Source organism: Salinibacillus aidingensis (assembly GCF_039522525.1).
In the GTDB taxonomy this organism is placed as follows: Bacteria; Bacillota; Bacilli; order Bacillales; family Alkalibacillaceae; genus Salinibacillus; species Salinibacillus aidingensis.
In genome coordinates this window covers 97,236-110,100 of the sequence record NZ_BAAADO010000006.1, presented here as the reverse complement: position 1 = coordinate 110,100, position 12,865 = coordinate 97,236, and the positions used below count along the sequence as shown (strand labels likewise).

The following is a 12,865-nucleotide window of genomic DNA, read 5'->3' as shown; positions in this document are numbered from 1 at the left end:
ATTTCTGCTCCTTTCTTTTATGCGTAATTGGCCACAGCCTTTTTAACATTCTATTTATATAACTTCTTGGTTCATGAGGATTATCCTTTAATTAATTGAAAATTCAATTTTTGTCCTGCGAATTGCAGGTGAAAGTGCTTACAAGTCGAATACATAGAAGGAATGAAAAATATACATTAGAAAAATAACGTGGGTTCCATTTAGGGGGGAGACCATATGAACTATGACGTTATTATCGTAGGAGCTGGTCTGGCAGGGCTGACGGCTGCGGCTGAAGTAACGGATTCAGGAAAAAAAGTATTACTGTTAGATCAGGAACCAGAAGCATCTTTAGGCGGACAGGCATGGTGGTCCTTTGGCGGGCTATTTCTGATTAATTCCCCTGAACAGAGGCGAATGGGAATTAAAGACTCTAAAGAATTGGCGTGGCAGGACTGGCTGGGTACTGCCGGTTTTGATCGTGAAGATGATGAGGATTATTGGGGAAAAAAGTGGGCTGAGGCTTATGTGGATTTTGCGGCTGGTGAAAAGCGGGCCTGGTTAAAATCCTTAGGGGTCCGTTTTTTTCCTGTTGTAGGCTGGGCCGAGCGTGGGGGCTATCTGGCTGAAGGACACGGAAATTCCGTTCCCCGATTCCATATTACCTGGGGAACCGGTCCGGGGATTGTGGAACCATTTGAACATAAATTACGTGAAGCCATGAAAAAGGGACTCGCTGATTATCGTCCACGGCACCAGGTGGATGAGCTTATCACTGAAAATGGTAAGATCGTGGGGGTAAGAGGCTCAATTTTGGAGGAAAGTGACGCTTCCAGAGGGGAAGAAAGCTCTCGAACTGTGGTTGATGATTTTGAATTTAGTGCAGATGCTGTGATTGTTTCAAGTGGTGGTATTGGGGCTAACTTTGAGCTCATTCGTGAAAACTGGCCTTCCCCACTAGGTAAGCCACCTGGAAATATGATTTCCGGAGTGCCAGCACATGTAGACGGGCGCATGCTTGCCATTTCGGAAAAAGCAGGAGGGAAAATTGTCAATCGGGATCGGATGTGGCACTACACGGAAGGTATTAAAAATTGGAGCCCCATCTGGCCGGAGCACGGTATACGAATTCTTCCCGGCCCCTCCTCGATCTGGCTTGATGCGAATGGCAATCGCCTGTCGGTACCCAATTTACCCGGGTTTGATACATTGAGTACGCTGAAAGCCATTCTTTCAACAGGCTATGATTATTCCTGGTTTATTTTAACAAAAACCATTATCGAACGTGAATTTGCCTTGTCCGGATCCGAGCAGAATCCTGATTTAACCGGAAAAAGCATTCGCAAGGTCCTGTCACGTGTGCTGCCTGGTCCTCCTGGGCCTGTGCAGGCATTCATGGATAAAGGTGAGGATTTTATAGTTGCCAAAGACCTTCAAGAACTCGTTAAGGGAATGAATGATCTTACGGGAGAACAGCAGCTTGATTACTCTCATATTAAAAGGCAAATAGAAGCTAGAGACCGAGCGATGGATAATTCCTTTTCAAAAGATTTACAGGTAACAGCTTTACGAGGAGCACGCCAATACCGCGGTGATCGTCGAATTCGTGTAGCAAAGCCTCACAAAATTTTAGATCCAAAACACGGACCACTGATTGCGGTACGTCTTAACATTTTAAGCCGTAAAACCCTCGGTGGACTTCAGACCGATCTCTCAGGCAGAGTGTTAAATGATGAGGGTGAGCCTGTCAAAGGACTCTATGCCGCCGGGGAAGTGTCCGGTTTCGGCGGTGGCGGTGTTCACGGGTATCGCTCCCTGGAAGGAACCTTTTTGGGCGGATGCTTATTTTCTGGCAGGAAAGCAGGTCGGGGTGTTGTGGAAGATATCGGGCGTTAGGGATTAATGTAAAGCTTTAAATGGTAACGAAAATTTTAAAACAGGCTGGTTTCTGGCTTTGACAGTCAGGCAAATGAACCATCCTGGAGTCTGAATTAGATTTCCAGGATGGTTTTTTGCGTTTTTGCAGGGAGTTGGCTGGTTGGATTTTGTGATTCGGGGGTGGTATCCGCCGGTTGGAGGATTCTATCAATTAGTTTTGGGGTTTTATCCACCGATTTTGAAGTGAATCACGTCTTTTTTTAAATCTATCAACCTTTGCTATTCAGGCTGTTCTTTAATCGGTTCATTTGGCGTGGTTATCTGTCAATTGCTGCTGGGTATCAATCAAGTCTGTTTATATTCAAGGCTGTTTGCTGGTTTTATCAATCAGTTTCTTAGATTTATCAATCAAAACTGATCTACCACTTCTGATCCCTGCATTTATCCACCGATTCATGCTGGTTTCAAGGCTGTTCACTCTATGTATCCGTCATTTCCACACTTTTATCAATCACTCTCACTCATTTATCCATCAAATTCAATAATCTATCCATCCCCCCATCCAGTACAATAAAAAAAGCCTGATCCCTTCATCATGAATCAGGCTCTTTCATTTATTCATTAGGCTACAACATCATAGCCCTGTTCTTCAATGGCTTCATTCATTGCTTCTACGGTAACCTTGGAGTCATCATAGGTTACGTCGACTTTGCCAGTGCTTAGGTCGACCTCAACGGATGACACTCCATCAAGGCTTTCTAAAGCACCTTTTACAGATTGTACGCAATGTCCGCATGACATTCCCTGTACGTTTAATATTGTTTGCATGATTCATTACCCCTTTCAAAATTAAATATTTTATATCTTCACTCGCTTCAATCGAAGTGAGTTAGACACCACACTAACTGAACTTAGAGCCATCGCACCGCCGGCAATCCATGGAGCCAGCAGTCCCAGTGCCGCAACCGGAATGCCGGCACTGTTATAGGCCAGAGCCCAAAATAGATTCTGACGGATGTTTTTAATGGTGGCTTTACTCATTTTAATCGCTTTAGGAATGAGTAATAGTTCGCCTCCTAAAATGGTGACATCCGCTGCTTCGATAGCGACCTCTGTTCCTGTTCCGATGGCAATCCCGATGTCTGCAACAGCTAATGCAGGCGCATCGTTTATGCCATCTCCTACCATCGCTACTTTATTCCCCTGGAGCTGTATTTGTTTTACCTGATTGGCTTTTTCTTCCGGGAGAACCTGGGCAATGACCTGATCAATTCCTACCTGATCGGCAATGGATTCTGCGGTTCGTTTGTTATCGCCTGTGAGCATGATTACCTTAAGCCCCAGTTCTTTCAGTTCTTTTATTGCTTCGATAGCTGTTTCCTTAACGGTATCGGCTACTGCAACAATGCCGCGGTACTCACCGTCTACAGCGATAAGCATAGCGGTCTTTCCATTGTTTTCGTAATCAACCAGCTGCTGTTCGGCATTTTCCACCCTTACTTCATTTTCTTCCATAAGGGTTCTTGTTCCGACAAGAATGGTTTTCCCGGATACGACTGCTTTAATACCCCTTCCAGGTATGGCGTTAAAATCGTCTGTATCCAGTAAACGAATTTCCTGTTCTGTCGCATAGGAGACAATGGCCTCAGCTAAAGGATGCTCAGAGCCTTTTTCTGCACTGGCCAACAGGCGCAGGGTTTCCTCATCGCCAGTAAAATCAGTGACCTCAGGCTTACCCTTAGTGATGGTTCCTGTTTTGTCCAAAATAATCGCATCTAAATCGTGGGTTCTTTCCAAATGCTCTCCGCCTTTGAACAAGATCCCGTTTTCCGCTGCTTTGCCTGTTCCAACCATGATGGAGGTAGGGGTGGCCAGGCCTAACGCACATGGGCAGGCGATAACTAACACCGCAATAGCTGCGACAAGGGATGCTTCAAAGTTGCCTGGTGAAACGAAAAATATCCAGACAATAAAGGTTAGTGCAGCGATCCCTACAACTATCGGAACAAAATAGCCGGAAATCACATCGGCCAGACGCTGAATGGGCGCCTTTGAACCCTGGGCATCCTCAACAACTTTTACAATGGAAGCTAAGGCGGTATCCTTGTCTACTTTTGTTGCTTCCATTTCGATGGTTCCGTTTTTGTTCATGGTCGAACCGATGACTTCCGCATTCGCTTCCTTTTCAACAGGAATGGATTCACCTGTGATCATCGACTCATCAACAGAGGTTCTTCCTTTAACGATGGTACCGTCTACGGGTATTTTCTCGCCGGGCTTAACCATGAGGCGATCCCCGACTGTAACCTCTTCCACCGGTATCATCACCTCTTCTCCATCTCTGATGACCCGGCCCTGCTTTGCCTGCAGGTTCAGCAGTTTAGAGAGCGCGACAGTGGTTTTACTTTTCGCGTTAGTCTCCAGATATTTTCCAAACAGGATCAGCGTAATTAAAATCGCACTCGTTTCAAAATAGAGATGGGGGGTATAGGCTGAGTTTCCTATCGTTTTTAGCCCTTCATACAGACTGTAGAAATAGGCTGCACTCGTTCCTAATGCAACCAGTACATCCATGTTGGCACTGCCATTTCGCAAATTCTTATAGGCCCCAACATAGAACTGCCAGCCGATGATAAACTGAACAGGTGTCGCCAGGGCAAACTGGAACCATGGATTCATGAAAATATCAGGAATGTCTGCCCCAAATAAGTGCACAAGCATGGTCACCAGTAATGGAGCGGATAACAAGGCTGACACGAGCAGCCTCGTTTTCATTTGTTTAAGCTGCTTTTCCTTCTGTGACTGTTTCCCTTCCTGATCGGCTTTAACCTTTGCATCATAACCGAGCTTCTGGATTTTTCCGATAAAATCATTTTCTTCAATGAACCCGGGCGTATATTCAATCGTTGCACTCTCGGTGGCAAGGTTGACACTTGCCTGTTTGACGCCCTTTTGTTTATTTAAAACCTTTTCAATTCGATTGGAACAGGCTGCACAGGTCATGCCCATCACATCGAGTTCGGCTTTTTCGGTTTGAACCCCATAGCCCAGTTTTTCGATTTTTTCGCTTATATCATCAACGGATGCTGTGGATGGATCATAATCGATACTTGCTTTCTCCGTGGTCAAATTCACCTGAGCATCGACACCGTCCATTTTATTTAAGACCTTCTCAATTCGGTTTGAGCAGGCTGCACAGGTCATCCCTGTGACACCAAGGGTTGTATGCTCTTGTTCACTCATGCTTCTCCCTCCTTACTGAACATGATGGGAAGTCACTTTTCAAAGCTTTATTTAGAGAATTGCTTCATGACTTCCATCAATTCATCGATTGCTTCGTCACCATTCCCTGATTTTACTGCGTCACTGACACAATGCTTGGTGTGTCGTTCTGCAATAGAGAAGCCCACTTTTTTCAAGGCTGCGTTAATGGCACTGATTTGAACCAAAATATCCGGACAATAACGATCTTCCTCAACCATTTTTTGAATTCCCCGGACCTGCCCTTCAATACGTTTTAAGCGATTGACTACGGCTGCTTTTTCATCGTCCGTTCTGGGGGTTACCGGATGATCATGCAGGAATTCACCCACTCAGCATCCCTCCTTATCTATTCTAATTATACTATACCCCCCTATAGTATTAGTTGTCAAATGAGATGTTCCTTTATTATAAAGATTAGTATAAGCGTTCCCGCACAAAGTATTTCTTAGTTATATTAAACCAAAAAAGTCAGGAGTGTTCTGTGATTTCAAACACTCCTGACTTTAAAATTCACTATTTTTCTATTCTCAATTAAATAAAACCACTTGTTTTGCCGTTATTTCCCCTGCAAAAACTTTTATTTAAGAAACCATTTAATCCTTTTTACACCGTTTTTCATCGTCGGATATCGGAAAGGGATATCGAATAAGTTCGTCTGTTTTACGATACTCTTCTTGTGGGAAAAGGCATCAAAATTACCCTTCCCGTGATAGGAGCCGATTCCACTGGATTTTACGCCGCCAAAAGGTAAATAAGGCGAGACAAAATGATAGACCGTATCATTAATACAGCCGCCTCCAAAGGAAATTTTACTCAGCACTTCTGACTGGATATTTTTTTCGGCTGTAAATAAATACAGGGCCAATGGATGAGGATGCTGATAAACACCATCAATGACCTCATCTAAATCCTGATATTCCATCACGGGTAAAATCGGACCGAATATTTCATCCTTCATCACGGGATCCTCCCATGAAATATCCGTCAGCACAGTTGGCTCCATAGCAAGTGTTGTGGAATCAATCTGTCCTCCCATAAACGTTTCGCCATCTTCAAGAAACATTTTCAGACGGTTAAAGTGTTTTTCACTGACGATATGTGTATAATTTTCATTTTTTAAAGGCTCCTCACCATATAAATGGTGAACCGCCTTTTTAAATTCCTCCAAAAATTCCGTTCTGATATTTTCATGAACATACACGTAGTCAGGGGCAATACACGTTTGACCGGCATTGGTAAATTTACCCCAGGCTATGCGCTTGGCAGCTAATTTCAGGTTGGCATCCTCGTGTACAATACAAGGACTCTTTCCTCCTAACTCCAAGGTGACTGGTGTCAGGTTTTTGGACGCGGCCTCCATCACAATCTTTCCTACGGGCACACTTCCGGTAAAAAAGATATAATCAATATTCTGATTCAATAACTCCTGACTTGCTTCTACCCCACCCTGAACAACGGAGACAAATTCCTCTGGATAAAGCCTGGCAATTAAACGTTCCATAAAGTCTGACGTTTCCGGTGTATATTCCGATGGTTTAATGATGGCTGTGTTTCCGGCCGAAATCGCTCCAATCAGAGGAACCAGTGCCAGCTGAAATGGATAGTTCCAAGGGGAGATAATCAGGGAAACCCCATATGGCTCAGAGTAGATATAGCTGGAAGAGCCAAAATGTGTAATCGGTGTTCTTACCTTTTTGGGCTTCATCCACGAACGCAGTCGCTTTAATGTAAAGCCAATTTCCTCCAGTACAATTCCGATTTCTGTTGAATAAGCTTCAAATTCCGACTTATTTAAATCAATTTTCAGGACATCCATAATTTCCTTTTCATTATCCTGAATCGCACGCTTTAATTTTTCGAGCATTTCCACGCGAAAGGAAACCTCTCTTGTTTTCCCGCTTTGGAAAAATTCCCTCTGTTTCCGTACAAGTGTCTGGTAGCCTCCCAATGTTCTCCTCCTCCCTATTCCATAATGGTATGATACAAGAATTGCATATCTTTTTTTCCGAAAATCTCTGGAACAGGATAAAGCGGGTTGGCTTCAGAAAGTGCACGTTTAACCATGAATGGAAGATCATCCTCCTTAATTCCGCCTATTTTGTCCGGGATTTCCATCCTTTCATTTAAGCCCTTAATCTCCTCAATAAATTTCGCTGCCTTTTGCTCCTCATTATCTGATGGATCCCCAATGTTCACTAAATCAGCAAGTTCAGCCAGAGGTTTATTCACAGTGCTTCCGTAGTACTCAAGCACATGAGGTAAAATAACGGCGTTTGCCAGGCCATGAGGAACCCCATAAAACCCACCCAGGGTATGAGCAATCGCATGTACATTTCCAACATAAGCCCGTGTAAAAGCGACACCTGCCAAATAGGCGGCCCGCTGCATATTGGCCCTGGCCTCCAGATTTCCACCATTTTCATAAGCCTCATAGAGATTATCGAAAATCAGCTTCACCGCTTCCCGACTGCTCTGTTTTGCTTTTTCCGAGGCCCCGTGATTTGTGTAGGCTTCAACCGCATGAGTCAGAGCATCCATTCCTGTTGTAGACGTTATGTGTGGAGGCAGTTTCTGGGTCAGCAATGGATCGAGCACAGCGAATTGGGGAATCAGGGATAAATCCATAATGGCATACTTTTCATGGGTGTCAGGATTGGAAACTACCGATGCAACAGTTGCCTCACTCCCTGTTCCCGCTGTAGTAGGAACCGCTATAAGAGGCGGGATTTCCTTTCGTATTTTAAGCAAGCCTTTTAACTTTGGTACAGGTTTCCCTGGCCGGGCTACTCTTGCACCTACGCCCTTGGCACAATCCATAGGAGATCCCCCGCCAAAGGCAATGATCCCTTTGCAGTTATTGTTCTTATAAACCTTTAAAGCGTTTTCAATATTCCCAATGGTTGGATTAGGAACAACTTGATCATAAATGACGTAATGAATGCCTTCTTTCTTAAAAGCCTCAAGCATTTGATCCATTAATCCTATGGATCGAATCCCTTCATCAGTGACAATTAAAACTTTATCAAGGTGCTTTCTTTTTAATAATGGCGGCAGCTCACTTAAACTGTTTTCTCCTTCCAGCAAAACAGGTTCGCGCCATGGTAATAATCCCATTACGATACGGCTTACTCGCTGGTATACCCTGCAAAATAACTTAAACATAAATGCCCTCCTCTGCATCATGAATACACGGCTTCTACAAATAATGTAAGCGCTTAACTTTTGCTATGAAAAATCAGGCTGAAAAGTGTCACCTCCCGCTAAAACTGTGTAAAATCAGATTCATTAAGTCCTTCTCATATAACCTTCTTCACTTTAATATATAAATAATTTTCACAATATTCAATCACTTATTATGTATAATAGTCTTTTAGCTCATGGGAAAAAGGGGTACATTTATAGGGGAATCCTTTCTGCAGTAATCAGACAATTGACGGGAGAACAAAGATATAAAGTGAAACTTCCATCAGTGGGGGGTTCTCCATCCCCCACTGATGGTTAGTTGAACTTATTAGGTTTTTACTGGCCGTTTATCCCCCTCTTAGTCTTGTTGGGTTACCCTCAAAACTTGAAGTGGGGGTATTACGGCCAGTTAATACGTGATAAATGTACAAGCGCAGGTACCCATTTGTCGAGGCTAAACGGGTTCCCGCGCTTTTCCTTGTCCGGCTGCTGCGCTGGACTCACTTAATTATTTAAGCTATAGGAGTGCCATCAGGGACCTGTTGATCAGGCTGCAACAGGACAACATCCCCTTCACGAGGTACGCCTCCAATCACCAGAACCTCTGACTTATAACCGGCAATACGCATCGGTGGAAAATTGACGACTGCAACCACCTGTCTGCCAATAAGCTGCTCTGGTTCATAGCGTTCTGTGATCTGAGCCGACGATTGCTTCACACCTAATTCTCCAAAATTAATTTCAAGTTTAATGGCAGGCTTTCTGGCTTCCGGAAAAGGTTCAGCTTTTTTCACAGTACCAATACGAATATCCAGGTTCTGAAAGTCTTCCAATGTGGCCATAACGTTCTCTCCTTTTTAACAAGCATTCTACTATTTCATTCATTATTTTTTAAAGAATCCCTTCTTAATGATAGGATTATTTTAAGAAGAGGAACGATGAAAACCTGACGATGGAATGAAAGATAAAAAATCGGGTAAAGTTATGAAAGGAAAACTACTATTTTACGGGAAGTTGGGAATATGAGCGTATACATTTTCTTAGTCATTGGGTTTATTTTTTTAATTAAGGGTGCTGATTTTTTCGTGGATGGAGCCTCTAATATTGCAAGGCTGCTACGTGTGCCGTCGATTATCATTGGCTTAACCATTGTTTCCTTAGGTACCAGTTCACCAGAAGCAACGGTAAGTATTGTTGCTGCACTGGAGGATAGTGCTGAGGTTTCACTCGGGAATGTTATCGGCAGTAACATTTTTAATTTAACACTTGTGGTTGGTACGGCTGCTATAATCTTCCCTTTAAAGGTGGAGACAGAAACCGTCCGTAAAGAGATTCCTTTCACTTTACTGGCAAGTGTAGCCTTACTGGTGGTTATGAGTGATGTCACATTGGAAGGTTTAAATGATAATTTTATTACCCGCAGTGACGGTCTCATTTTCTTACTGTTTCTTTATATTTTCATGTCCTATGTCATTGAGGTTGCACTCAAAAACAGAAAAAACACAGAAGCGGACGCGATGGCCGTTGATGTCACGTGGGGAAAAAATATTCTGGTTACCATTTTTGGATTAACGGGCATCATTATTGGGGGCGAATTGGTTGTCTCTAATGCGACTGAAATTGCCTACCGATGGGGGATGAGCGAAACCTTAACAGGTCTGACGATTGTTTCCATTGGTACGTCTCTCCCTGAACTGGTCACTTCTGTTACCGCTGCTTTGAAAAAGGAAAGTGAGATTGCTCTGGGGAACATTGTAGGAAGTAATATTTTTAATATTTTATTTGTACTTGGAGTTTCCTCGGCGATTACACCTCTTGCCGTGAACGGAAAAGTTTTCACAGATGTGTATCTTATGCTGCTTATAACGGTTGTTTTACTGATTTTTTCCCGTACAAACTTCAGGGTTGGAAAACGGGAAGGGCTGATTCTCATCGCCTTTTATATCGCCTATATGGTTTATATTATTTTGAGAAATTAATGCTTATGGGTTAAAAAGAACCAGTGCGGGCACGGGCCCGCCTGGTTTATCACACGAGGTGTCCTTCCGCCTGAACGATTATGATTTCTGTTTCTAGCGCTTATTCATATCGTTTGGATGAGGTCCATTTCGTCTGTTTCGATTAAGCTGATGCATCCCATCCATTTCTTCAGCTGTGAGCTCAAAATCAAATACATTAAAATTCTCTTCTATTCTGGATGGTGTAACGGACTTCGGAATCACAATCGTGTTATTTTGCAGATGCCAGCGTAAGATTACCTGGGCAGGGGTTTTCTGATGAGTTTCAGCAATTTTGTTTACTGTTTCATCACGCAACGCTTCCCCGCCCTGATCCAGAGGACTCCATGCTTCTACAAAAATGTCATGCTTGGCACAGAACTCTTTCATTTCATTTTGGGCAAGATAAGGATGACATTCCACTTGATTAAGCACAGGCTTTACTTCACATTCTTCAAGAATACGTTCTAAATGCTCAATTTCAAAATTACATACTCCAATCGCTTTTACGCGGCCATCGTTATAAAGTTTCTCCATTGCTTTATAAGTATCCACATAATCATCAAACTCAGGTGTCGGCCAGTGAATCAAGTATAAATCCACATAGTCGAGCCCCAGTCTTTCAAGGCTTTCATCAAACGCACGGAGGGTATTTTCATAGCCCTGGTCACTATTCCAGACCTTCGTAGTGATAAATAGATCTTCACGGGGAACACCTGAATCTTTAATGGCTTTTCCGACGCCCTTCTCATTCTGATAAATCATCGCTGTATCAATCGAGCGATAACCTGTTTCAAGTGCTTTTGATACGGCTTTGGTTGCTTCGTCATTTTCTACCTGCCAAACACCAAAACCGAGCTGTGGCATTTTGATTCCGTTGTTTAAGGTAACATAATCCATGATGCAAATCTCCTTTCGGCGTATTATAGAATTCCTAGTGTCATTTTTCCACAACATCAATAAAATACCATAATAAGGTCAGGTATGTCATTTTCGGGGTGCTGTATATCAGTATTCAGTATATATGAGGTGGCAGCATAAAGGGACAAGGAGCCTGTCCCCATGTCCCTATACAATCTGCTTTGTGGTTTCACTTGTTAAGTATCCATGGACCTGTTCGGCAACTTCCTGTCCTTCACGAATGGCCCAGACTACAAGGCTTTGACCACGGCGTGCATCACCTGCCGTATAAACCCCTTCTTCACTTGTACGGTAGTCCTTCATTCCGTCGGCCGTCCATATGCGACCCCGTTCATCCGTTTTCAGACCAAAATGTTCTAAAACCTCTTGTTCTGGACCGGTAAAACCGATAGCTACTAAAACCAGATCAGCCTCCCACACCTGTTCCGTACCCGGGATTTCTTTTGTTACCAGTTTCCCATTTTCATAAACCTTTTCCACATTCAGCGTGTGCAGGGCTTTCACTTGTCCCTGTTCATCCTGCTCAAAGCGCTGGGTTAAAATTTCATATTTACGCGGGTCTTCTCCCTGGGCATTGACGCCTTCCTTATACCCATAATCCAATTTGAACGTCATCGGAAACTCAGGCCATGGATTGTCATCTGTCCGCTCTTCCGGACTTGCCGGATGCTTGCCGAACTGAACGACCCGCTTACAATTTTGGCGAAGGGCCGTGGCTACACAGTCCGCTCCTGTATCCCCGCCACCGATCACAATTACATTTTTGCCTTGTGCTGAAATTGGTGTATCTTTCGGGTCGGTTTCAAGGGCCTTTGTCGCAGCGGTTAAATAGTCCATGGCAAAATGAATGCCGTTACTATTACGATTCTCTAAAGGAATATCCCGTGGGTTCTGAGCTCCTGTACACATAATGACGGCATCGTACGAGGCATTCAATTCCTCCCGGGTAATATCTGCACCGACCTCTGTGTTACATGTAAACTCAATCCCCGATTCCTTCATGACGTTGATGCGGCGGTCAACCGTTTCCTTTTCCAGTTTCATATTCGGAATCCCGTACATGAGCAAGCCGCCCGGCCGGTCATCCCGTTCAAACACCGTCACATGATGACCCATTTCATTCAGCTGATCAGCCGCCGCCAGTCCAGCAGGTCCTGAGCCGACAACAGCTACACGTTTCCCTGTACGGCGTGCCGGAACTTTAGCTTGCACCCAGCCATTTTCAAATCCTCGTTCGATAATCTCATTTTCAATTGATTTAATAGTTACAGGATCATCATTAATGGCTAGAGTACAGGATCCCTCACACGGGGCCGGACACACGCGGCCAGTAAATTCCGGAAAATTATTTGTTTCCTCTAACCGTGCGAGCGCCTCCTGCCAGTTTTCCTCACTCACAAGCTCATTCCACTCAGGGATAAAATTATTCACAGGACAGCCGACATACGCACCTTCCCATTCCGCACCTGTATGACAAAAAGGTGTTCCGCAGTCCATACAGCGTGAGCTTTGTCGCTTTAATTCCTCATCATCAAAGCGAAGGACATACTCTTCCCAGCTTTTGATACGCTCGATTGGATCGCGAACTTTCTGGTCTTTTCGGCTGAATTCCATAAACCCTGTTAAATAACCCATGCTGTTCC

The 12,865-nt window shown here is 43.9% G+C and carries 10 protein-coding genes; 2 read left to right on the top strand and 8 right to left on the bottom strand.

Annotated features, from left to right (window positions below; genetic code table 11):
* Positions 1–216 precede the first annotated feature (216 nt).
* On the top strand, positions 217–1,875 hold the full coding sequence (locus tag ABD006_RS14245) for an FAD-binding dehydrogenase (protein ID WP_343842431.1): 1,659 nt from the start codon (positions 217–219) through the stop codon (positions 1,873–1,875).
* A gap of 603 nt (positions 1,876–2,478) precedes the next feature.
* Here the strand turns inward: ABD006_RS14245 and copZ are convergent.
* From copZ to csaA, 6 genes are all read right to left on the bottom strand, one after another.
* Positions 2,479–2,685, bottom strand: coding sequence for a copper chaperone CopZ (gene copZ / locus ABD006_RS14240; protein WP_343842429.1), 207 nt, complete (start codon positions 2,683–2,685; stop codon positions 2,479–2,481).
* Positions 2,686–2,715: 30 nt separating this feature from the next.
* A complete protein-coding gene (locus ABD006_RS14235; RefSeq protein ID WP_343842426.1) occupies positions 2,716–5,100 on the bottom strand; it encodes a heavy metal translocating P-type ATPase in 2,385 nt (794 codons plus the stop codon).
* 47 nt (positions 5,101–5,147) lie between these two features.
* Positions 5,148–5,450, bottom strand: coding sequence for a metal-sensing transcriptional repressor (locus tag ABD006_RS14230; RefSeq protein WP_343842424.1), 303 nt, complete (start codon positions 5,448–5,450; stop codon positions 5,148–5,150).
* A 248-nt stretch (positions 5,451–5,698) separates the two neighbouring features.
* A complete protein-coding gene (locus tag ABD006_RS14225; RefSeq protein ID WP_343842422.1) occupies positions 5,699–7,069 on the bottom strand; it encodes an aldehyde dehydrogenase in 1,371 nt (456 codons plus the stop codon).
* A gap of 14 nt (positions 7,070–7,083) precedes the next feature.
* Positions 7,084–8,283, bottom strand: coding sequence for an iron-containing alcohol dehydrogenase (locus ABD006_RS14220; RefSeq protein ID WP_343842419.1), 1,200 nt, complete (start codon positions 8,281–8,283; stop codon positions 7,084–7,086).
* A 533-nt stretch (positions 8,284–8,816) separates the two neighbouring features.
* Positions 8,817–9,146 (bottom strand): chaperone CsaA, encoded by a 330-nt coding sequence (csaA, locus tag ABD006_RS14215; protein WP_343842416.1) that lies wholly within the window; start codon positions 9,144–9,146, stop codon positions 8,817–8,819.
* A gap of 180 nt (positions 9,147–9,326) precedes the next feature.
* On the opposite strand from csaA, the gene ABD006_RS14210 reads away from it, so the two are divergent.
* Positions 9,327–10,283 (top strand): calcium/sodium antiporter, encoded by a 957-nt coding sequence (locus tag ABD006_RS14210; protein WP_343842413.1) that lies wholly within the window; start codon positions 9,327–9,329, stop codon positions 10,281–10,283.
* A 93-nt stretch (positions 10,284–10,376) separates the two neighbouring features.
* On the opposite strand, the gene ABD006_RS14205 is transcribed toward ABD006_RS14210, so the two are convergent.
* Positions 10,377–11,201: an aldo/keto reductase gene (locus tag ABD006_RS14205; protein WP_343842410.1), complete on the bottom strand. Its 825-nt coding sequence runs from the start codon at positions 11,199–11,201 to the stop codon at positions 10,377–10,379.
* A gap of 168 nt (positions 11,202–11,369) precedes the next feature.
* Positions 11,370–12,857, bottom strand: a complete 1,488-nt coding sequence (locus ABD006_RS14200; RefSeq protein WP_343842406.1) for a glutamate synthase subunit beta — start codon at positions 12,855–12,857, stop codon at positions 11,370–11,372.
* Between the last annotated feature and the right edge of the window lie 8 nt (positions 12,858–12,865).

What these genes read in the sequence shown, in the direction of transcription:
- ABD006_RS14245 (WP_343842431.1), top strand. Translation starts at nt 217, where the DNA reads ATGAACTATGACGTTATTATCGTAGGAGCTGGTCTGGCAGGGCTGACG.
- copZ (WP_343842429.1), bottom strand. Translation starts at nt 2,685, where the DNA reads ATGCAAACAATATTAAACGTACAGGGAATGTCATGCGGACATTGCGTA.
- ABD006_RS14235 (WP_343842426.1), bottom strand. Translation starts at nt 5,100, where the DNA reads ATGAGTGAACAAGAGCATACAACCCTTGGTGTCACAGGGATGACCTGT.
- ABD006_RS14220 (WP_343842419.1), bottom strand. Translation starts at nt 8,283, where the DNA reads ATGTTTAAGTTATTTTGCAGGGTATACCAGCGAGTAAGCCGTATCGTA.
- csaA (WP_343842416.1), bottom strand. Translation starts at nt 9,146, where the DNA reads ATGGCCACATTGGAAGACTTTCAGAACCTGGATATTCGTATTGGTACT.
- ABD006_RS14210 (WP_343842413.1), top strand. Translation starts at nt 9,327, where the DNA reads ATGAGCGTATACATTTTCTTAGTCATTGGGTTTATTTTTTTAATTAAG.
- ABD006_RS14205 (WP_343842410.1), bottom strand. Translation starts at nt 11,201, where the DNA reads ATGGATTATGTTACCTTAAACAACGGAATCAAAATGCCACAGCTCGGT.
- ABD006_RS14200 (WP_343842406.1), bottom strand. Translation starts at nt 12,857, where the DNA reads ATGGGTTATTTAACAGGGTTTATGGAATTCAGCCGAAAAGACCAGAAA.